This is a genomic window from Terribacillus halophilus, assembly GCF_900101385.1.
Classification (GTDB): Bacteria; Bacillota; Bacilli; order Bacillales; family Amphibacillaceae; genus Terribacillus; species Terribacillus halophilus.
This window is the reverse complement of sequence record NZ_FMZB01000008.1, coordinates 24814-46452: the sequence shown is the minus strand read 5'-3', so window position 1 is coordinate 46452 and position 21639 is coordinate 24814. Positions and strand designations below refer to the sequence as shown.

16 protein-coding genes and 9 tRNA genes are annotated in these 21639 nt (G+C 48.3%); 5 read left to right on the top strand and 20 right to left on the bottom strand.

Annotated elements, in window-relative coordinates; all coding sequences use genetic code 11:
- Positions 1 to 374 precede the first annotated feature (374 nt).
- From glmM to sigW, 5 genes are all read right to left on the bottom strand, one after another.
- Positions 375 to 1724: a phosphoglucosamine mutase gene (glmM, locus tag BLQ53_RS13850; protein ID WP_093727894.1), complete on the bottom strand. Its 1350-nt coding sequence runs from the start codon at positions 1722 to 1724 to the stop codon at positions 375 to 377.
- Positions 1725 to 1753: 29 nt separating this feature from the next.
- Positions 1754 to 3040 (bottom strand): CdaR family protein, encoded by a 1287-nt coding sequence (locus BLQ53_RS13845; RefSeq protein WP_093727893.1) that lies wholly within the window; start codon positions 3038 to 3040, stop codon positions 1754 to 1756.
- Positions 3033 to 3857: a diadenylate cyclase CdaA gene (gene cdaA / locus BLQ53_RS13840; RefSeq protein WP_093727892.1), complete on the bottom strand. Its 825-nt coding sequence runs from the start codon at positions 3855 to 3857 to the stop codon at positions 3033 to 3035. The genes BLQ53_RS13845 and cdaA overlap by 8 nt, the downstream gene beginning before the upstream one ends.
- A gap of 199 nt (positions 3858 to 4056) precedes the next feature.
- Positions 4057 to 4674: an anti-sigma factor family protein gene (locus BLQ53_RS13835; RefSeq protein WP_093727891.1), complete on the bottom strand. Its 618-nt coding sequence runs from the start codon at positions 4672 to 4674 to the stop codon at positions 4057 to 4059.
- A gap of 13 nt (positions 4675 to 4687) precedes the next feature.
- A complete protein-coding gene (sigW, locus tag BLQ53_RS13830; protein WP_093727890.1) occupies positions 4688 to 5251 on the bottom strand; it encodes an RNA polymerase sigma factor SigW in 564 nt (187 codons plus the stop codon).
- 207 nt (positions 5252 to 5458) lie between these two features.
- Between sigW and BLQ53_RS13825 the strand changes: the two genes are divergently transcribed.
- Positions 5459 to 5620 (top strand): aspartyl-phosphate phosphatase Spo0E family protein, encoded by a 162-nt coding sequence (locus BLQ53_RS13825; protein WP_093727889.1) that lies wholly within the window; start codon positions 5459 to 5461, stop codon positions 5618 to 5620.
- Between the two features lie 74 nt (positions 5621 to 5694).
- On the opposite strand, the gene BLQ53_RS13820 is transcribed toward BLQ53_RS13825, so the two are convergent.
- The 13 genes from BLQ53_RS13820 to BLQ53_RS13760 form a co-directional block, all read right to left on the bottom strand.
- Positions 5695 to 6186, bottom strand: a complete 492-nt coding sequence (locus BLQ53_RS13820) for a hypothetical protein (RefSeq protein WP_093727888.1) — start codon at positions 6184 to 6186, stop codon at positions 5695 to 5697.
- 57 nt (positions 6187 to 6243) lie between these two features.
- On the bottom strand, positions 6244 to 7464 hold the full coding sequence (locus BLQ53_RS13815; protein WP_093727887.1) for an MFS transporter: 1221 nt from the start codon (positions 7462 to 7464) through the stop codon (positions 6244 to 6246).
- A 121-nt stretch (positions 7465 to 7585) separates the two neighbouring features.
- Entirely contained in the window at positions 7586 to 8350 is a 765-nt protein-coding gene (locus BLQ53_RS13810) for a cytochrome c oxidase assembly protein (RefSeq protein WP_093727886.1), read from the bottom strand.
- Positions 8337 to 8795 (bottom strand): DUF2243 domain-containing protein, encoded by a 459-nt coding sequence (locus BLQ53_RS13805; RefSeq protein ID WP_170829702.1) that lies wholly within the window; start codon positions 8793 to 8795, stop codon positions 8337 to 8339. The genes BLQ53_RS13810 and BLQ53_RS13805 overlap by 14 nt, the downstream gene beginning before the upstream one ends.
- A gap of 128 nt (positions 8796 to 8923) precedes the next feature.
- Positions 8924 to 8996 (bottom strand) — tRNA-Ala (locus BLQ53_RS13800).
- Between the two features lie 3 nt (positions 8997 to 8999).
- Positions 9000 to 9074, bottom strand: a tRNA-Gly gene (locus BLQ53_RS13795).
- 21 nt (positions 9075 to 9095) lie between these two features.
- Positions 9096 to 9177: transfer RNA gene (locus tag BLQ53_RS13790), tRNA-Leu, on the bottom strand.
- A 35-nt stretch (positions 9178 to 9212) separates the two neighbouring features.
- A tRNA-Lys gene (locus BLQ53_RS13785) sits at positions 9213 to 9285 on the bottom strand.
- A 29-nt stretch (positions 9286 to 9314) separates the two neighbouring features.
- Positions 9315 to 9388: transfer RNA gene (locus BLQ53_RS13780), tRNA-Gln, on the bottom strand.
- A gap of 4 nt (positions 9389 to 9392) precedes the next feature.
- Positions 9393 to 9478: transfer RNA gene (locus tag BLQ53_RS13775), tRNA-Tyr, on the bottom strand.
- Between the two features lie 8 nt (positions 9479 to 9486).
- Positions 9487 to 9562, bottom strand: a tRNA-Thr gene (locus tag BLQ53_RS13770).
- A 102-nt stretch (positions 9563 to 9664) separates the two neighbouring features.
- A tRNA-Val gene (locus tag BLQ53_RS13765) sits at positions 9665 to 9740 on the bottom strand.
- Positions 9741 to 9747: 7 nt separating this feature from the next.
- Positions 9748 to 9819 (bottom strand) — tRNA-Glu (locus tag BLQ53_RS13760).
- Between the two features lie 327 nt (positions 9820 to 10146).
- Here BLQ53_RS13760 and BLQ53_RS13755 point away from each other — a divergent pair.
- On the top strand, positions 10147 to 11535 hold the full coding sequence (locus tag BLQ53_RS13755; protein ID WP_093727884.1) for an NAD-dependent succinate-semialdehyde dehydrogenase: 1389 nt from the start codon (positions 10147 to 10149) through the stop codon (positions 11533 to 11535).
- Between the two features lie 33 nt (positions 11536 to 11568).
- On the opposite strand, the gene gabR is transcribed toward BLQ53_RS13755, so the two are convergent.
- Positions 11569 to 12984 (bottom strand): MocR-like transcriptional regulator GabR, encoded by a 1416-nt coding sequence (gene gabR / locus BLQ53_RS13750; RefSeq protein ID WP_244499353.1) that lies wholly within the window; start codon positions 12982 to 12984, stop codon positions 11569 to 11571.
- 100 nt (positions 12985 to 13084) lie between these two features.
- Here gabR and gabT point away from each other — a divergent pair, with 100 nt between their 5' ends.
- The 3 genes from gabT to BLQ53_RS13735 are packed head-to-tail and all read left to right on the top strand — an operon-like array spanning position 13085 to position 17174.
- On the top strand, positions 13085 to 14392 hold the full coding sequence (gene gabT / locus BLQ53_RS13745) for a 4-aminobutyrate--2-oxoglutarate transaminase (protein WP_093727883.1): 1308 nt from the start codon (positions 13085 to 13087) through the stop codon (positions 14390 to 14392).
- A gap of 12 nt (positions 14393 to 14404) precedes the next feature.
- Positions 14405 to 15805: an APC family permease gene (locus tag BLQ53_RS13740; protein ID WP_093727882.1), complete on the top strand. Its 1401-nt coding sequence runs from the start codon at positions 14405 to 14407 to the stop codon at positions 15803 to 15805.
- The gene (locus tag BLQ53_RS13735; RefSeq protein ID WP_093727881.1) at positions 15789 to 17174 is read left to right on the top strand and encodes an NAD-dependent succinate-semialdehyde dehydrogenase; all 1386 of its coding nucleotides are present in this window, start codon (positions 15789 to 15791) and stop codon (positions 17172 to 17174) included. Before BLQ53_RS13740 ends, BLQ53_RS13735 begins: the two co-directional genes overlap by 17 nt.
- Before the next feature lie 32 nt (positions 17175 to 17206).
- Here the strand turns inward: BLQ53_RS13735 and BLQ53_RS13730 are convergent, their stop codons facing one another.
- Positions 17207 to 21526 (bottom strand): S8 family serine peptidase, encoded by a 4320-nt coding sequence (locus BLQ53_RS13730; protein WP_093727880.1) that lies wholly within the window; start codon positions 21524 to 21526, stop codon positions 17207 to 17209.
- Positions 21527 to 21639 lie beyond the last annotated feature (113 nt).

Here is a 21639-nt window from a genome sequence, read left to right as displayed (position 1 = left end):
CAAACAAACGGCCTGCGCATGAAGCTCCGGGGCGTTAGTTGCCCCTTTCTCGTTTTATCTATTTTTCACATCTTGTTCTGTCCTTATCCAAAGAGTCGCCTCTTTGCTTTCGGCCATAAACATGACGACTGAGATGTGTGCAATCGGGAGGCATCCGCCGAATACTTCGATAAACCTCCACCTCGTCAACTTACCCCACCGCTCGGGATAAGTCCTGGCGCTTTTAAATTGTTGTAACCTCTATCCTCACTTTCCTGCTGGAATGACTAACCCCTTCATTTTACATGAAGGAAATCATGTTGGTCAATTATTTCTTGCTATGTAAATAACGTATGCGCCGGGAGCATGTTCTGTTCCCGGCGCATACGCGGCTTTTACTTCGTTCCTAATACCTGTTCAATTACTGCAACGACTCTGTCTGCGTATTTTTCGCAGTCTTCTTTCGTCGGTGCTTCCACCATCACCCGTACAAGTGATTCCGTACCGGAAGGTCGTACAAGGACGCGGCCTTGATCACCAAGCTCCTGCTCCACTTCTGCGATGGAGTCAAGGATCTGCTGGTTCACAAGTGCTTCCTGTTTGTCTGTTACCGGCACATTTTTCAGGATCTGCGGGAAGATCTCCACTTCATTTGCAAGCTCGGATAGCTTTTTGCCCGTTTCCTTCATCACATTGATCAGCTGCAATGCTGCAAGCATCCCGTCGCCAGTCGTCATGAAATCGAGGAAGATGATGTGGCCGGATTGCTCTCCGCCGAGATTGAAATCGCCGCGGCGCATTTCTTCCATCACGTATCTATCACCGACAGCTGTTTTATTGCTCTTGATAGCCTGCTTATCCAAAGCGCGGTAGAAACCAATGTTACTCATGACCGTGGATACGACTGTGTTATGACGCAGTCGTCCATGATCATTCAGGAATTTGGCACAGATGTACATGATTTTGTCCCCATCTACAATCTGTCCTTTTTCATCGATAGCAATCAATCTGTCACCATCACCATCAAAGGCAAGTCCAATATCGGCTTCTTTCTCGAGAAGGAAATCACGCAATGTTTCGGGATGCGTGGAACCGACGTTCTTATTGATATTCAGTCCATCAGGTGATGAACCGATCGAGGAGATATCTGCTTCCAGATCCGCAAACAAGTGTGTGGCAATGGAAGAAGTCGCCCCGTGGGCACAGTCGATGGCGATATGCAGTCCTTCGAAATCATTATCGATTGTCCCTTTCAAATATTGGATATACTTTTGACCACCTTCGAAATAGTCATTGATTTGACCAAGATCTGCGCCGGATGGACGCGGCAGATCATCTGTTTCGGCGTCGATCAGCTGTTCGATTTCATTCTCTTGCTCATCGGAAAGCTTAAAGCCGTCCGGACCGAAGAACTTGATCCCATTATCCTGTACAGGGTTATGAGAAGCAGAAATCATGATACCTGCAGCTGCTCCCATGTTCTTCGTAAGGTAAGCGACACCTGGTGTGGAAATGACACCGACGCGCATGACCTCGGCACCGATGGACAGAAGTCCTGCCACAAGTGCTCCTTCCAGCATTTCGCCGGAAATACGTGTATCGCGGCCAATCATCACTTTCGGACGATCCTCATTATCCTTTGTCAGTACATAACCACCATATCTGCCTAGCTTGAAGGCCAGCTCCGGGGTGAGCTCCTTATTCGCAATCCCCCTGACGCCGTCCGTTCCAAAATATTTTCCCATTTGTTACCTCTCCTTCACATGGCTCACAGTCACTGTGTCTGTGTATCTGTATTCGTACCTGCCTCTTCATTCGTTTCATCTTGTGTCGTTTGGACAGTTATTGTTGCTTCTTCCTGACCAGGGGTGAGCTCGATATTCTCAGGTCCTGTCACTTCAATCGGTACTGTCTGTTCTCCTTGTTCCAAGCCGCTGCCATCGATGGTCGCCGTAATATCATCAGCCGAGAGGCTTTCGATTTCCGACTTCGCTCCACTTACAGTGACATCGATTTGTTCATTTTGCGGGTCGCTGAACGCTGCTTCCAACCTGCTTGAAAGGTTCTCGATCGTGATCGGCACATTCTCGATCGTCGTCTCGCTCGTTTCTTCCAGCTCTATGTCGACTTCTACTTGCTCTTTGCTAGCAGATCGGACATTTTCCGGCAGCTGCAAGTCGGCATCGATCGTTTGATTCTCTGTTATCTTGGACAAATCGATTTCTTCGGTACTGATGGAATCAATGCCATCCAGCGTATCCTGCGGTGCATAAATCGTCACTTCCTTCGTTCCTGCTGAAAGCGACGCAACGGATGCATTATCCGGGGCTTGCCCTTTTGTTTTGACTTCCACCGGGACTGTCTTGCTCGGATTGCTTACCTGAACGGAAATCTCGACTGTTTCCGGCTGTACATTCACACTAAGCTCATTACCTTGTGCATCATACACTTTCACTGGTGCTTCTTTGCTATTTATATCAGCATCGACATCGGTCAAATCCACATACGCACGTACACTGGCAATCTGATCGATGACCTCCTGTGTACTTACGATTGAAACGGTCTGAGGTTCCACTGTGGAACTATCTACTTGGAAACCTGCTGCCATTTGATCTTCATTGGTATAGCCTACGTTAACATTAAATTGCTGTGAAGCTTTTTCTTGGATTGTCACCTCGACGCTAGCTGGCTGCATATATACTTGCAGATTATCTGAAACGTTCTCGTAATGCAGCTTCACGGTATGCGTTCCGGTACCAAGGTCTGTCAAATCAACATAAGCTTCATAGTTTTTCTGCTGAATGGCAGCTGTCACATCACTTGCTGAACCAACAAGCTGCATGGATACATACTCCGGAACACCGCTGACGACATATTTGGAGTCATCGATGCGAATGCTGACAGGTGCATCGACTGTGTTCGTTTCATCCGAACTTGTGATCGGAACTTCCCCCGCACGGTTGTTCACATCCGATTCAGCACTCACATAGGCGTAGAGAAGGACAGCAAATACGAGAGACAAAACGCGTAAGGTCCATGGACTCTTCAACCATTTATCCATTTTTACCCCTCCATCTTCTTACCTTGGAACCAGTTGCTGGTACGCTGAGTTCCCTGACGAGGATTTCTTTTAACGCATCAGGTGTGATATCACGGAACAACTCTCCGTTCTTGGTACAGGAAATTGCCCCTGTCTCCTCCGAAACGACAATCGTCAGTGCATCCGTCACTTCACTGATCCCCATGGCAGCACGGTGACGTGTACCGAGTTCCTTGGATATGAACGGACTTTCTGATAGAGGCAAGTAGCAGGCTGCTGCTGCAATCTGGTTGTCTTTCAAAATGACAGCTCCGTCATGCAAAGGCGTATTCGGCACGAAGATATTGGTGAGCAGTTCGAATGTCAGGTGACCGTTCACCGGAATACCTGTCTCGATATAATCCCCCATAACCGTTTCGCGCTCCAGCGTGATCAGTGCACCGATTCGACGCTTCGCCATGTAATTACAGGACTTCACGATTGCTTCGATATTCTTGTTTGCCTGTTCTTCCTCCGACCCCTTGTTGCGGGAGAAGAAGCTGCCTCGGCCGAGCTGCTCCAAGGCACGTCTGATTTCCGGCTGGAACAAGACGACGATGGCAACAAACCCCCAGGTGATGGCCTGTGAGCTCAAGAAGGCGAGCATCGGGAAGTCGAGTATCTGCTCACTACTCAGGAAAGCGATGATGACGACGATGAAAATACCCTTCAGCAGCTGAATCGCTTTCGTTCCCCTTATGAGCATCAATACTTTATAAAAGATGAACCATACCGCCGCAATGTCCACGATGATCCGCAGTATGGATAATATGGAAAGTTCACTTAATCCCCCAAACATGGATACACGTCCTTTTATATATGAATAGCTCGAATTTCTTCGTACATTATAGCACAGTTCCCCTATTGCGGTCGCTTCCAAACAGGGGGAGCGTCCCACTCTTACTGTCCCCTGTTATCTTACCCCAATACAGGCTTATATCGCCAATGATTCTCGTACAAAAAAGAGCCCCTTTTACAAGCAGCTCTGTAGAATGTTATCAGAATGTAAAGATTTCTTTGATATGGTACCATGTCCAGCCGAATATCCGGTCGATTTCCTGGTACTCCCCTGTGATATTGTCAGCAGACGCCATGTTCACTTTTGCACCGGGATCATCGATGAGATCCCCACTGATGATCGTGACATCGCCATCCACCTTACCCCTGATATCCAAATCACCGTTTTTAACGACAAGGTCCCCCTTGACCGTGACGTCTTCCGGTACGATGACGAGATCATTCTCTACAATCAAACCCTCTTGCTTCGATACACTGACACTGCCATCACTATTCCAAGCAGAAATGATGCTTGTGAACATGAAAAGGAAGAATACCGCAGCTGCTGTGATGACAGGATGCGCACGGAACCATCTCATGTAGCCGACACGCTTCTTCTCTTTCGGCAGATTCGCCATGACACTGGCAGTGAATCCGGCCGGTGCGCTCAATTCGTAAGCGGCGCCACTAAGCAGGCTTTCCGTCTGTTTGAGCTCCCGGTAATGCTGATTACAGTCAGGACAGGATTTCAAATGCTCCCTGAGCTGCTGTGCTTCTTCCTCTGAAGCGTCTCCGTCCAGATATAGATGCATAAGCGCAAGGCTTTCTTCGCAATTCATGTGTAACCCCCCTTTATACGTGGCGCAGTTTTTTCCGTAGTAGTTCTCTGCCACGGTGGATACGAGTCTTCACTGTCCCTAGCGGCAGGTCCAGGATTTCACCTATCTCCGCTAATGACAAATCATCCAGGAACCGCAGTACGATGACACTGCGGTATTTAGGTGGAAGGGACAATATTTCCTTATGGATATAGCTTTGAAGCTCCATGCTCTCCACCTCTTGCTCAGGCAGCGCTTGGTCAGCTGCGAGCTGCGAGTACATATCCAATCCTTCCGTTCCCTTCACCTCGGCATCAAGATGAAAATCCGGCTTTTTTTTACGCAGACGGTCGATACTGAGATTGGTTGCGATCCGGTAAAGCCATGTGGAGAATTTCCGGTTCTCGTCAAAAGAATGAATGTTGGTGTAAGCACGGATAAATGCCTCTTGGGCGATATCCTGCGCTTCATGACTGTCCCCGACCATGCGGTATACGATATGGTACACCTTGTTCTGGTAAAAGGAAACTATTTCCTCAAAGGCAGCGTGATCACCCTTCTTGACGTTTTTTATATGATATTTTATGATGTTCTCCATGAAAATCCTCCCGCCTAACTGCGGCTTCTTAGTAACGAATGACGTTCTGAAAAGGTTTCACTTTCACGAAAATATCTTTTTATAAACCTTATAGTATGCCAGCAACAGTTTTTTCTTTTTTTATATTTTTTTAAATGTAGACGTTTTAAATGATGATGGACAGGGTAATCATAACGACAAATAGTATATCAGATTTTGGAGGTAAAAATGGTTACAATAGACAATCTTTTGGAAAAAATCGAACAGACGCGCAGCCGCATGCTCACTTTGTCCCGCCGCTTGCCGCTCACTTCCGATGCAGTCGTCACTGCCAGTGTACAGCTCGATGATTTGTTGAATGAATATGAGAAACAGAGAAAAGATATTTAGCTATTAACAGCCGCAGAGAAGCTGTTATTTTTTTTGCACAAAAAAAGCACGTACACCATGTACGCACTTTTAACTCAATCACGATCTTCCGCCCAAGTTCCCCGTTTGATAGAATACGCCTTCACATCATTATGAAAACCGACATTCACCTCAAGTGGAAAAGCATTACCCCCAGCACGCTTGAAGCAGTCACTGAACCAGGCAATCATCACTTGCTCATCCACTTTCTCCACCGCATCGTCCTGCAGTTCACGGAAAGCTTCGAACTTATCGAAAGCATCATCTGGCAGCTGGAAATAGGCAATATCCTCCGCTACTTCTTCGCTCCCGCCGGCGTATTTATCGCCCATTTCATCATAATAACGTTCATTGCCATCTGCATCGAGCGCGTAATACATAATCGTCAATTCGAAAGCCATTGGCTCTTTGAACATGCGAAAAGCGATCTTCTTCACTTCCGGCAGGAATGGCAGCTGGAAAATCTGCTTCAATTCGCCTATCACATCTTCCGAATGCTTATCCAGGCAGACACTTACTGTCTCGGTATAATCTTGTATGGAAAACAAAGCGTTTAACCCCCTTACTCTTGCTCCACTTTACCACACAGCACCGAAATCATGCCATCAAGCAAGCGTCTTGCCTTTTGTCTCCTCACCAAGGATCCAAACAGCGACAACAGCAATCAATACCGTCACACAGAACAAAAGAAAGACCGTACTGACAGATAACCCGAATGTACTGCGATAACCGATCAGCAGTGGTCCCAAAATTCCGCCAATCCTGCCAGCGGTTGCCGCAATCCCGGAACCCGTCGCACGGATAGCCGTCGGATACTGTTCCGGTGTGTACGCATATAAAATACCATAAGCCCCGAGATTGAAGAACGACAGCAGCATACCTGATGTCAGCAGCATCACAGCCGATTCTGCGTTACCGAACAGCACGGCACTGATGGCAGTACCGATCAGATAAATGATCAAGATCGGTTTGCGTCCCACTTTCTCGATCAGCCAGGCAGCAGAGAAATATCCTGGCAGCTGTGCAAGCGTCATGATCAGTACATACTCGAAGCTGCGGACCATATCGAATCCTTTTTCAACCATGACACTTGGAAGCCAGAGAAACATGCCATAATAGCTAAGCATGATGCAGAACCAGACGATCCAGAGCATGACACTGCGCTTGGCAAATCCTTTTGCCAGCAGCTGCCGGATACCATCCATGACAGATGTTTTTTGCTCAAGCTTCGTATAAGATGGCGAGTCCGGCAGATTTTTGCGAAGAAAGACGGCGAACAGCGCCGGTATGGCTGTCAACACAAGCGCTATCCGCCAGCCGTAAGCTGGTATGACAAAATAAGAGATGATTGCTGCAAGCAGCCAGCCGACTGCCCAGAAACTCTCCAGCAGCACGACCATGCGCCCTCGTCTTTCAGGTGCCACCGATTCGGAAACCAATGTCGACGCTACCGGCAGCTCTCCACCAAGTCCTGCGCCGATTAAAAAGCGCAGTACGACAAAGATCAAGTAGGAAGTTGCAAGCGCAGATAAGCCGCTCGCAATGGAGAATACCAAAATCGTTATCATAAATACCGTGCGGCGGCCAACCCTATCCGCCATGATTCCGAATACGAATGCACCCAATGCCATTCCGATGCTGTTCACACTGCCGATCCAGCCCGCCTGCTGGGCTGATAATCCCCAATCCAATGTCAGCGCTGTAATGATAAAAGATAAGATACCTACATCCATTGCATCAAATAACCAGCCCGTACCGACAATACCGAGCAGCTTCCGCTCGGAAATCGGCCTGTTGGCTTTTTTGCCCTCTATTGGTTGTTCCATCTCAACACCTCTGCTAAATTATGTTAATTTACACCTACAGTTTACATGTGTCTTGACACTTTGTAAATTGATTTTAGCGTTATTTTTACCAATGATGCCGACAGACATGAAAAAAACTGCCTTATTCGGCAGTCTTTGTTGCAGGTAATGACGTTTTGGGAGCAGCGGTTTGGTACCATTGCCAGCATAATAAGAAAATCAGGATCAAATCAATCAAATCTCCGCCATAATACATCAGTACAGCGCCTGCCTGTGCATCAGCAGGAGCTACACCGGCAGGCGGGTTTACGTATAGATATTTTGACAGGATGCCATGTCCGGCCAATGCAAAGATGAACACAACCATCCGGTACATATGACTTTTCCGATAGGCTACAGGATCGGAATATAACATAGCTAATGTGAACACATAACCTGCCGCAAACACGTGCAGATGAACCAAGAACGAAATCCAGCTGGCTTGATGCATATGATGAAACAAAGGAGTCGTATAAAGCAGCCAAAGCCCACCAATGTTAAGGACTGCTGCAGTGATTGGATGAATGATCAGGCGGGCGTATCGGCTGCAGAACAAATGAGAGACTGCTTTTGAACCAGATTGCGGAAGTGCACGCAGAACCAAGGTCATGGGCCGTGATAAGACTAGCAGCAACGGAGACAGCATCCCGAGTAATAAGTGCCCGATCATATGATAGACAAAACTATGATGTGCCTGCATCGCTACGGATCCTGAAACAGCCTGAAGACCGGCTAGAGTTCCGCTTACAAACAAGACCAGCCTGTATAGCGGCCAATTTTTGAATCGCTTAGCGGAATACTTCATCGCCAGCAGATAAGCGAATATACCAAAGGAGGCAATGCATAAAGCCAGCTTATCGACGGACATACTGCTTCCTCCTAGCAAGGCTGATACACAAGATTCCTGCTGCAATCAACAGAACTGCCGTAACATTCCAAATCAGATCATAATAGAAGATATCCACTCCGTAACGAATTTGATGGATCCGGAACACCTTATGTTGTATAAGGCCATCGTACAACTGAAAAACACCAATCCCGAGCAAAACAGCCCCGAACCACCTGAGCGGAATCAAACGCTTACGCCTGCGCAGATCAGCAAAAAGGAATAACCCGCCAACTGTCGCAAACCAGCTCAGCGCATGGAAAAATCCATCCGAGACAAGCCCCCACGTCGTAGAAGATAAATCGTAGAAATGATGCCAATGCAGCAGCTGATGAAAAACCGCTTCATCAATGAATGCAACCAAACCAACACCGAACAAGAAACCAGATAAGATATTCCTGCGTTTATATGTATGAATTTCCCCCAATTTATATCCTCCTACCAGCAGACTTCTATCTAAACTGTTTCCCGATATGCCAAAAAATAAACAAAAAAGCACAGGAGATTCTCCTGTGCTAAAATAAAAAAGCCACCCAATCGGGTGGCTATCATGAGTGGAGCCTAGCGGGATCGAACCGCTGACCTCCTGCGTGCAAAGCAGGCGCTCTCCCAGCTGAGCTAAGGCCCCATATGGAGCGGAAGACGGGATTCGAACCCGCGACCCCCACCTTGGCAAGGTGGTGTTCTACCACTGAACTACTTCCGCCCAGCAGTATAGTAATGATGATGCGGGTGGAGGGACTTGAACCCCCACGCCATACGGCACTAGATCCTAAGTCTAGCGTGTCTGCCAATTCCACCACACCCGCGTAATAGAAGCAGTTACAGGAACTGATCTATAAAGTGAGCCATGAAGGACTCGAACCTTCGACCCTCTGATTAAAAGTCAGATGCTCTACCAACTGAGCTAATGGCTCAAAAACATTCTATTGATAAAGAAAGTAAATGGCTGGGCTAGCTGGATTCGAACCAACGATCACGGGACCAAAACCCGTTGCCTTACCGCTTGGCTATAGCCCAATGATGGTGGAGGGAGTAGGACTCGAACCTACGAACCCGATGGGAGCGGATTTACAGTCCGCCGCGTTTGGCCAACTTCGCTATCCCTCCATCATAGGTGGTGCCGGCCAGAGGACTTGAACCCCCAACCTACTGATTACAAGTCAGTTGCTCTACCAATTGAGCTAGACCGGCAAGATATTAAGTTTCGTTGACTTTAACCGTCACGAATGATATCATATCATCCATTAATCAGCTTGTCAACACTTTTTTAATCTTGATTTTCCATCAAGCAAGTGGTGGAGGATGACGGGCTCGAACCGCCGACCCTCTGCTTGTAAGGCAGATGCTCTCCCAGCTGAGCTAATCCTCCGACTTGATGACCCGTACGGGATTCGAACCCGTGTTACCGCCGTGAAAGGGCGGTGTCTTAACCGCTTGACCAACGGGCCAGATTGTCCTTTTTCTTCGTTACGTTTTTCGTAACTCGAAACTGACAAGAGTTATTATATACAGGAACGCAACAGTTTGTAAAGCTACTTTTTAAATTTCTTTTTATTCAGATAATAATAGCTTGTTTTTATCCTTCCCTTTTCTACCAAAAACGCATCATATCAACGTTTTCAGCCATTTTCATAAACTTTCAACTTCCTGCATATTTTCCTCTCAAAACAGGAATATAAACAAGAACACCAAAAACTTGAGCAGTTTTTTTGTCTGATTCAATATTTCCTTGATACGCTTTTCCTATGAAAAAAAACAGAAAAGGGGCATGTAACATGACAGATACCTTCGATGTAACGAACCCAGCCACAGGTGAATTGATCGAAAAAGTAGCGATTGATTCAAAAGAGGCAATCAACAAAAAGATCGAAAAGATACATCAAGCTTTTCATAGCTGGTCCAAAACGTCCGCAACGGAACGCAGCAAGCTTCTTCGGGCATGGCACGACAAAATGATTGAAAATAAAGCAGAACTTGCTGCACTTATGACAGCCGAAAATGGCAAGCCGCTGAAAGAATCGGAAGGCGAGGTATTATATGCCGCCGGTTATATCGAATGGTTTGCCGAAGAAGCCAAACGTGTTTATGGCCGTACCATCCCTGCCTCCACTACTGATAAACGTATGCTCGTCACACGCGAAGCTGTCGGACCGGTTGCCGCGATTACGCCTTGGAACTTCCCGGCAGCGATGATCACCAGAAAAGCAGCTCCAGCATTAGCTGCAGGCTGTACTTTCATCATCAAACCTGCCCCGGATACCCCGCTGACAGCAATACGGCTGGTCGAGCTGGCGCATGAAGTCGGCATACCGGAAGACGTCATCCAATATGTGAATGCCGATGGCGAAATGGTCGGCAAGATCTTCACCGAGCATCCTTACATCCGGAAGATTTCCTTCACAGGTTCCACTCCTGTCGGCAAGCTGCTCATGAAACAAAGCGCTGACAGTGTGAAACACGTCTCCATGGAACTCGGCGGACATGCACCGCTTATTGTCGATGAGTACGCAGATATCAACCACGCTGTGAAGCATGCTCTTGCATCTAAATTCCGAAACGCAGGCCAGACATGTGTCTGTGCCAACAGATTGCTCGTCCATGAATCCATCAAAGACGAATTCACAGCAGCATTCACCAAAGCAGTATCCGAAATGAAAGTCGGCGTAGGTACAGAGGAAGACGTCGCAATCGGACCAGTCATCAATAAAAAAGGCTTTGATAAAATCGTTGCCCAAATCGATGATGCCAAATCCAAAGGCGCTAAAGTCCTCGCAGGCGGCACATATAATGCAGATGCCGACAAAGGCTACTTCTTCGTCAACCCGACTGTTCTTGATCAAGTAACGGATGACATGGACATCATGCACGAAGAAACATTCGGGCCAGTAGCCCCAATCACGACTTACACCGACATCGATGAAGCAATCGGCCTGGCAAATGACACACCATACGGCTTGGCAGCATACTTCTTCACAGAAAACTATCGCCGCGGACTTTATATCGCCGAAAACCTGAAATATGGTATCATCGGCTGGAATGACGGCGGTCCATCTGCCGTACAGGCACCATTTGGCGGCATGAAGGAAAGCGGCGTCGGCCGCGAAGGCGGAATCGAAGGAATCGAGCCTTATTTGGAAACAAAATATATTTCAATTGGCATATAAAAGAAGGACCCGTCGCTGACGGGTCCTCTTTGTTTATCTAAAAACTGCTTCATATAGAAGTTCCACAGCTTCATCCATCTGTGTTGTACGCATGCTAGCAAAGCCAAGGATAAGCGTTGGTGGCCGCGGCGGTGCCGATTGATTATAAAAACGGCTAATTCCATAAAGCAAGAGTCCTCTCTCTTCCGCTCTCCTTTTTATTTCTGCTTCCGAACGTTCCACACGAAAAGAAACCAAAAAGTGCAAGCCCGACTTTTCCCCCTTGACTGAGATGGTATCCCCGAATTTTGCTTGCAGTTTCTCTATCAGCACAGCCCGTCGGGATCGATATAATTTCGTCGTTTTCTTAATATGCTTCTGGTACTCCCCAGTTTCAATAAATGCCTGCAGTGTAAGCTGTGTAATGGTGCTGCAAGAAGACATCAAAAAATGCAATGATTTCCTGTAAACCTCCAAGAGCGGTATTGGCAGTACCATATAGCTCATCCTCAAGCCCGGTAAAAGGGACTTTGAGAAAGTACCCATGTAAATGACGCGTGAAGCACCATCCATTCCTTGCAATGATGGAATAGAGTCTGCATCGTATTTATACTCACTATCATAATCATCCTCGACAATATAACGGTCCGGGGCGGAATTCGCCCAATTGAGCAGCTGGATCCGGCGTGATATCGGCATGATTGCCCCGGTCGGGAATTGATGGGAAGGCGTTGTGAGCAGAACATTGGCCTCACTTGTTTCCAATGCATCGATACGAATCCCCTTTTGGTCTATTTCCAGAGCGGAAACAACTCTTCCTTCACTCTTCAGCAGCTGATACATGCGCTGATAACCAGGCTCCTCCAATCCATATATCGCTTCCTTTGGCAAAAGCTTCGTTAATTGCCTGGTCAGCAGCTGTGTCCCGGAGCCCAGTACAATCTGTTCGGGATAACAGCGCACTCCTCGTGACTGAGAAAGAAATTGAGCTATCGTCTTCCGGACGCTATATAATCCTTGAGGATCGACATACTCCTCCAGTAGCTCCTTCTTCTTCCGCAGCGCCTGTTCCTCACACCACAGCCATTTCTCCAAAGGGAATACATCTATATCTGCACTCATATGGGAAAAAGACTTCCTGACTTCCCGATCTTTAGTCGCTTCCAGCAAATGAGATGGAATGGCTGAGTCGTGATTTTCCGGCTGCACATAAAAGGAGTCCAGTTCCTCCACGAAAAAGCCTTGTCTTTCACGTGTGTAAAGATAGCCTTCTGCCACGAGCTGCTGATAGGCAGCATTGACTGAGTTCAGGCTTATGCGTAGGTTGGCTGCCAGCTCCCTTTTGGAAGGCAGCTTATCATGCGGCAAGTATCGCCGTTCCAATATGGCTCGTTTCATTTGCTGGTAAACTTGCTGATATAGGAAAGCCTCATTCCGTTCTCTATCCAGCTTCATGATATATAAACTCATAAGCGCCTCCTCTGGTACCATAAAAAACTTCTGTTTGGTACTTTTTATTATACAAGAAAAGTTTGAAAATATAAAAAATACCGAAAAAGGAAGTGGGATAATGGCAACTTTAACGAATGAAACATTGCTGCTTCAGCAGAAACGTGACAAATACGTAGCCAGAGGCGTTAGCAACGGAAATAAGTCCCTCGCAGCTAAAGGCGAAGGAGCCCTTCTTTTCGATCAGGACGGACGACGTTTTGTTGACTTCGCGGGTGCAATCGGAACGATGAATGTCGGACACAGCCACCCGAAAGTAGTGGAAGCACTCAAGAAGCAAGCAGAAGCATTTGTTCATCCAGGCTTCAACGTCATGATGTATGCTTCCTATATCGAACTAGCCGAAAAACTATGCAATCTGACTCCTGGTTCCTTTGATAAGAAAGCTATCTTCCTTAACTCTGGTGCCGAAGCCGTGGAAAATGCCGTAAAGATTGCCCGGAAATATACCGGCAGACAAGCGGTCGTCACGTTTAACCGTGGTTTCCATGGACGCACAAATCTTGCCATGAGTATGACAAGCAAAGTAAAACCATATAAATTCGGGTTCGGTCCATTCGCTCCGGAAGTTTACCAAGCTCCTTACCCGTACAGCTACCAACGCCCGAAAGATATGCTAGAAGATGCATATGAAGATTTCATCATCGAGCAATTCCAAGATTTCTTCACTTCCCAGGTTGCCCCGGAAACCGTCGCATGTGTCGTGATGGAACCTGTTCAAGGAGAAGGCGGCTTCATTATTCCGTCCAAACGCTTCGTACAGTTCGTGGCATCATTCTGTAAAGAAAACGGCATTGTTTTCGTGGCAGATGAGATCCAAACTGGCTTTGCTAGAACAGGCAAGTATTTCGCAATCGAACATTTTGAAGTTATTCCTGATTTGATCACCGTTTCTAAATCACTTGGAGCTGGTGTTCCAATCAGTGGTGTAGTCGGCCGGGCTGAAATGCTGGACGCATCCAATCCTGGTGAACTGGGCGGTACTTACGCTGGCAGCCCGCTTGGCTGTGTCGCAGCGCTTGCCGTTTTGGAAATCATCGAATCTGAGAAATTAAATGAAAGAGCGGAGCACATCGGCAAAACCATTGAACAAGCTGCAAAACGCTGGCAAGAACACTATGAATCTATCGGCGATATTAGACGTCTTGGAGCGATGGCTGCAATCGAATTCGTCAAAGACAGCCAATCGAAGCTCCCGGATAAAGAGATGGCAGCCAAGATTGCAGCGTATGCAAATGAACATGGCCTCCTTCTTCTTACCGCTGGTATCAAAGGAAACATCGTTCGCTTCCTCAGCCCGCTCGTCATCACGGATGAACAGCTGAACGAAGGGTTGGAAATCATCGAACAAGCTTTGGAATCCATTTAAAGGAGGGTCTCTATGGCCAGACAGCAATTAAAGAAGACCATGTCGAAGTCGGATGTCATTTTCCTCGCTGTGGGAGCCATGCTCGGTTGGGGATGGGTCGTACTATCCGGTGATTGGATTCTTGGTGCCGGATTTCTTGGCAGCATCATAGCCTTTGTTATTGGAGGATTACTTATCTGCCTCATTGGTCTGACGTATGCGGAGTTATCTTCTTCCATGCCAGAAACAGGCGGCGGTCTGGTTTTTGTAAACCGTGCTTTCGGAAGGAAGATGGGCTTTGCTGCAGCTTGGGCGGTACTTGCCGGTTATGTGACTGTCATAACGTTTGAAGCTGTCGCATTGCCGACTGTCATCGATTACATCGTACCGGTGAATCATGTCGGGTACCTTTGGACATTGAATGATTGGCCTGTTTATCTTACATGGGTATTGATCGGTTCAGGCGGTGCCCTGATTTTGACACTCCTTAACTATGTCGGGGCAAAGCCAGCAGCCATCTTTCAGTCTGTCTTCACCATTCTCATGATTGCAACTGCCATCCTGCTTTTGTTTGGTGCCTCTTTCAACGGAAGCACAGCTAATTTACAGCCTCTTTTCACAGATGGAACAGCAGGTGTCATCACTGTTCTGGTCATGGTGCCTTTCCTGTTTGTGGGCTTTGATGTCGTGCCGCAGGTTGCAGAGGAAATCAATGCACCAGCCAAGACCATTTCACGCATTCTGATGATATCCATTGTTTGTGCTGTATTATTCTACCTTTTGATTGTGTACGGTGTTTCTGCCGCACTTTCCCAAGAGCAGCTGGAGAATTCAAGTTTGGCAACCGCAGATGCGATGGCAAGTCTCTTTGGCAGCCAAGCATTCGGTACTATCCTGGTTATCGGCGGCGTAGCCGGCATCATTACCAGCTGGAATGCATTCATCATAGGTGCCAGTCGGATTCTGTATGCAATGGCAGAAAGAAAGATGATTCCATCTTGGTTCATGTATATCCATCCCAAGTACGGAACACCCACCAATGCCATTCTATTCCTTGGTGCACTTGCATTCCTGGCACCTTTACTCGGCCGCCCTGCACTAGTCTGGATCGTGAATGCTGGCGGAGTCGGAATGGTTGTCGGCTATGTACTCGTGGCACTCGCTTTTCTTCGGTTGCGTAAAATCGAGCCTGAGCTGGATAGACCATATAAAATCAAGTACTGGCGCACAATCGGCTGGGGCGCTGTCATCATGAGTGTCGTCTTCCTGACCTTCTACCTGCCTGGAATGCCAGCCGCACTCGTATGGCCTTATGAGTGGGTGATGCTGATTGGCTGGACCGCAATCGGTCTTGGTCTCTATGCGGTAACAAATCGCAAATTAGCAGCTGCCTCCACTCAGGAAAGGAGCATCGCCAATGACAAACGTATTTAATGTATACAATCCCGGAACTGGTGACTATATAGCCTCGGTTGAACAAGATACGCTTCAAACAATCGATGAGAAAATCCATGCTTCGCACACTGCCTTTCTTAGCTGGTCGAAAACGAGCGCTGCAGAAAGAAGCGATTTATTGCGGAAGTGGTATTCATTGATGCTAGTGAATAAGAAAGAGCTCACTGCCTTGATTACAGCGGAAAATGGAAAACCACTTATAGAGGCCGAAGGTGAAGTTTTATATGCTGCAGGCTATATCGAATGGTTTGCCGAGGAAGCTAAACGTGTTTATGGCCGCACCATTCCTGCTTCCACGATGGATAAGCGTATGCTTGTCACCCGCGAAGCAGTTGGACCGGTTGCAGCGATCACACCTTGGAACTTCCCGGCAGCGATGATTACAAGAAAAGCAGCACCTGCATTGGCTGCGGGCTGTACATTCATCATCAAACCTGCTCCGGACACCCCGCTTACGGCTATCCGCTTAGTGGAACTGGCACATGAAGCCGGTATTCCGGAGGATGTCATTCAATATGTAAATGCAGATGGCGAAAAGACCGGAAAGCTATTCACGGAGCATCCGCTTATTCGCAAAATATCCTTTACCGGCTCCACACCCGTCGGTAAGCAGTTGATAAAGCAAAGTGCAGACACGGTAAAGCATGTATCAATGGAGCTTGGCGGGCACGCACCATTGATCGTTGATGAATATGCCGATATAGATCGAGCAGTCAAACAAGCAGTCGCATCCAAGTTCCGGAATGCCGGACAAACTTGTGTCTGCGCCAATCGTCTCCTCGTCCATTCCTCTGTAAAAGAAGAATTTATCCATCGCTTCTCTGAGGCTGTCTCACAATTAACAGTTGGGGTAGGGACCGAAAACGTGGACATTGGACCGATCATCAATAAAAGAGGGTTCGAAAAAATAGTCTCCCAGCTGGAAGACGCCAAGAAGAAAGGTGCTTCTATCCGTGCAGGCGGCTCTTATAACCAAGATGACGAAAAAGGATATTATTTTGTACATCCTACTGTTCTTGATCAAGTAACGACAGACATGGACATCATGCACGAAGAAACATTCGGACCAGTAGCCCCGATCACGACTTACACCAACATCGATGAAGCAATCGGCCTGGCAAATGACACACCATACGGCTTAGCAGCATACTTCTTCACGGAAAACTATCGCCGCGGACTTTATATCGCCGAAAACCTGAAATATGGTATCATCGGCTGGAATGACGGCGGTCCATCTGCCGTACAGGCACCATTTGGCGGCATGAAGGAAAGCGGCGTCGGCCGCGAAGGCGGAATCGAAGGAATCGAGCCTTATTTGGAAACAAAGTATATTTCAATTGGTATATAAAAGAAGGACCCGTCGCCGACGGGTCCTCTTTGTTATTCTATGAATACCTTACCGGCAGCAGTAGCCTCGGTTTCATTTCCGAATGCATCTGTTGCTTTGACGACGACATCCGCTCCATCAAGCTTCGCAGACGATGTTGCCGTCCAATAACCTACATATACACCATCTTCCGTTTCCCGCATCGGCAGCTCTGTCGCTTGTGATGTGGTGCGGAAATTCGTCAGCGGCGCCTTCAAATAGAATGTCGCATCCTCCAATCCAGGTTCGGATTCAAAGGAAATGACCACCGTTTCGCCAGGCTGCACTTTTGCATCCTCCTCTGGCTTCACATTTTCCAGAGCAGGAGCCGTGTAGTCTGCTTCCAGCTTGATTACTTTCTTCGCTTTATTTCCAGCCTCATCTGCTGCGACCACTGTGATTTCATTGACGCCTTCATCCAATAGAATACGTTTGGAGAATGCCCCGTCCTCATTCACATCCGCTTTCTCCCCGTTGATCGTCAGCTTTTTCAAATAATCATCAGACGCCGTTCCTGTGACGGTCACTGTTTCCTTATTTGTCTTGCTGCCATCTTCCGGTGCTGTAATTGTCAATTCCGGCTTCGTTTGATCCCGGATGACTGTTACGGCTTCAGATGGTGCTGTGCTGCCATTTTCCAGTTTCGTCACGGCAGTCAGACTGTTTTCCCCTTCTGCAAGGTCAACTTCCGCTGTGAAGGCTCCTTCGTCTGAAGCTTCCACGGAAACTGCTACTTCGCCGTTATTGCTGATTTCGACTGTTCCGCCAGGTGCGGCTGTTCCTTCCACTGTCACACTATCCTCTTTTGTGACCGTGTCAGGAGCAGGCGACGTGATGACCGGGGACTGCGCCTCGTAATCAACAAGCGCCCGGATCATGTAGTTGCCATCCTCTTCCGGCACCAGGCTCCATTCTCCACCTATGTTTTGCCAGCTGCGACCGGAGAATTCTCCGTCTTCATCCGTTGCCAAAGCAGGTGTATTCGGATTCGGATCTGTTTGGACATATAGAATATAGAAGTCAGAATCGACTACGACACCTTCGCCAGCCAAATCGACCTGTGTCCATTCCCCATTACGGAGGGCTTCTGCCGTAATTGGTCCGGCAAGCTTCTCACCTGGTGCACCATCTTCACCGGAATCATCATAGATTTCCACGGCAAAGTTTGTGCCGCCTGGCGTCGGGAAGCTTTCATCCCAGAAGCGGAACAATCCGCCTGTCACCTGAGCAGATGATTGTCCTTCCGCCAGCGTGAATTTCACTGCCCAGCCATTTCCGGCATCGTAAAAGGCATGTGCATTCTCTGCCGTACCGTCATCATAACCGATTTCTCCTGCAAAGCCGACGAACGGCTCCAGTTCGACATTTTGTTCTGTTGTTTCCTCAGCAGTCACCGTCACTTCTAGTTCTGCTCCCTTGAAGGAAGGAGCTGTGATTTTAAGAGTATATGCTCCTTCATAGGCAGTCAGCGTATACGTACCGTCATCATCGGTTTGAACCGGTTCGATGGCTGCATCCTCGATTACATACACGTTGGCACCAGCAATAGGTTCCCCTGTTTGCGCGTTCGTCACCGTTCCCGTCACTGTACCCTCCGCAATCGGATCGAGCGTGAAGTTCTGGGTGACGGCAGAAGCTTCTGTTACAGTCACTGGCGCAGTGCTGGAGTGGAAGCCGTAAGCGGATGCTTCCAGGGTCACATCACCTGCTGCCTGCAGTAAGCGATAGCTGCCGTCGGCTGGGTCAGTCTGGACACTTCGTCCTGTTTCCTGTACTGTCACCGTCGCATCAACCGGCAATGCACTTGGGCTTATGTCAGCTGGATCAGCCTGTCCATCCGGAAGCGTTGGCCCTTGTACGTTTCGGATTGGTGTTGGAGCAAGTTTTTTCGCATTCACTTTCTTTTTACTCTTCGCACTTTCCTTCGTTTGTTTATCTTCTTTCACCTTTTTTGTATCTTTCATAATGGAGGCAGAGGTGTTGGAAGTATCCGAAATGGCTACATCGTCGATATACCAGCCTTGTTTTCCAATGCTGCCGTCTGTTTCCAGATGGAATCCGATATAGACGGTCTGCCCGGCATAATCACCCAAATCGATTTGTTCAGCAGACCAAGCGCCATTGGCACCATTATAGGTCCCAACCTGATCCCAGTTCTCTTTATCCGCCGATATGACCACATGGCCATAATCATAACGGCTCTCCAAGTCGAACCATGTCTGGAACTGCAGATAAGCTTCTCCATCCTCCGGGACTGCTACAGGCGGTGCAAGCAAGGTCGCATCGGCATTATTAGCATAGGCGCCTGTACCGTATACATTTTCACCAGATGCAGCTGCTTCAGGACCTGCTGCCGGTGCTCCCCATTCCCAGGAGTTTTGATCACCGAATGACGTCCAGCCTGATGGCTCTGCTTCGAAGTCCTGGCTATAACCGACTGAAAGCGGTGCAATGAGTTCCACTTCGTACGCATCCGTCTCTGTTGTATTACCGCCAAAATCAGTTGCGACAAATTTATAAGCAAGTGTCTCACCCGTTGTCGCTTCAGCTGGCAGCACCGCTTGATATGTGCCGCTTGCGGCATTTCCATCCACAAGCGCCGCCTCGATAGACTGCCATTCTCCTGCGTCTTGCTGGTATTGAAGCGTCACTGTGTCTGCACTGATATTATCCGTCACTGTTGCTGTGAGCGGAGTGGCAACACCCTGATACACTTCTGATACAGCTTCATGGGTAATGACGGCTGGTTCCTCATCTTCACCATCTTGATACACATTTCCGTTTATTTCGCCGACACCAGTCGCGATGGTGGATACCGCCAAGTATGCATTGACGATACCATGGCCGAAGCCTTCATTGATTTCGTCCGGATAGTCGCTGCTTGTCTTTCGATCAGCTGTGTCATAGAGAATCGTTTCGATTTCATCGACTGTCAGCGAGCTATCGGCCTGCAGCAGCAGTGCGATGACGCCGCTCACGTGCGGGGCAGCCATCGATGTACCGCTGAAAGAGGCACTATATTCACTGCCGCTGACCGAGGAATACACGCTCACGCCTGGCGCTGCAATATCCGGTTTTATTTCCCCTTCATAAGGAGAAGGACCGCGGGATGAAAAGCTCGCCAAACCATCTTCACTATCCGTTGCAGCGACAGCGATGGACTCTGGATAGTTGGAAGGAGCTGACACTGTCGCGTCTCCATCTCCATCATTACCCGCAGAGAACACTGGGACGATACCTGCGTTCCGCCAAGTCTGGACAACTTCGCGATACCATTCATCGAGTCCCGGACCGCCGCCCCAAGAATTATTGACGATATCCGGCGCCTGCTCTGGATGCGGCGTGCCTTCTTCATCCTTTGGCGCAAGCATCCATTCCGCGGCATCCAGCAGGATGGCATCCGTTGTCTGCCCTTGTCCGGTATCCGGATGGAAAGCTTTTACCGCAATCCACTTGGCCCCCGGTGCAACGCCGATATCAGCAGAGCCATCCGGGGCTGCACCGACAGCCGTACCGATCGTATGTGTTCCATGATCCAAGTCATCATACGGCACAGCTTCTCCGTCGACCGCATCATACCAGTTGAACTCATGCGAGACATTATCCGGGTCTGCCGCATCATAGCCGCGGTACTTTTCCAAAAGTGCCGGATGGTCATACTGTACCCCTGTATCCAATCCGCCGATGACGACGCCCGATCCATTCAGTCCCGTTTCCTTCCATACTGCAGGTGCTCCGACTCTTTCCACACCCCACGCTTCGACTTCCTCAGCCAAAGCAGCTACCTTTTTCTCCTCTGCCTTCGTTGGCTCAAGGATTTTACGCTCTCTGTTAGGCAGGATCTTCTCCACTTCCTCCGAAGCAGCCAGCTCCTCCATCACATCTTTGGAGCTCGTTACTTTCAGGGCGTTGACGATATAGTAGGAATCATAGTCTTTCACGACACCCTTATCCTTCGCCTGCTTCAAGTAATCAAGCAAATTCGCTTGCGTTGTATCTGCTGTCGCGCGCAAATCACTGACAACAGCTGAATTCTGGATACGCTTCTCTTCCTTGGCGGACAAACTGACGGACTGTTTCTTCGCCTTCTCGACAGCAGTCTCTGCTGCTTTCTTCGTATCCGCCTGATCCTTCAGCTTCACCAAGTACGTCACCTGCTCATCCGCCTTGAACTGTGACGTAACATCCTTGTCTACCTTCGCTGCTACACCCTCACTCGCTTTCACAGAAGTTCGCTCAGAAGACTGTGCTCGTGAAGCTGTAGGAGAAAGCAACGACAAGAGAAAGACACCGATCGCCAAAATACTGAGCCACTTCGTCATCCTTTTGTGCATCTTCCCACACTCTCCCTTTTCTTGATATGGTCCTTCCCGCTAACCTTATCCACCTCCGCACGTTAAATGACAGATTATGCAATATCGCTCAGATGTTATAGATAGATTACGAG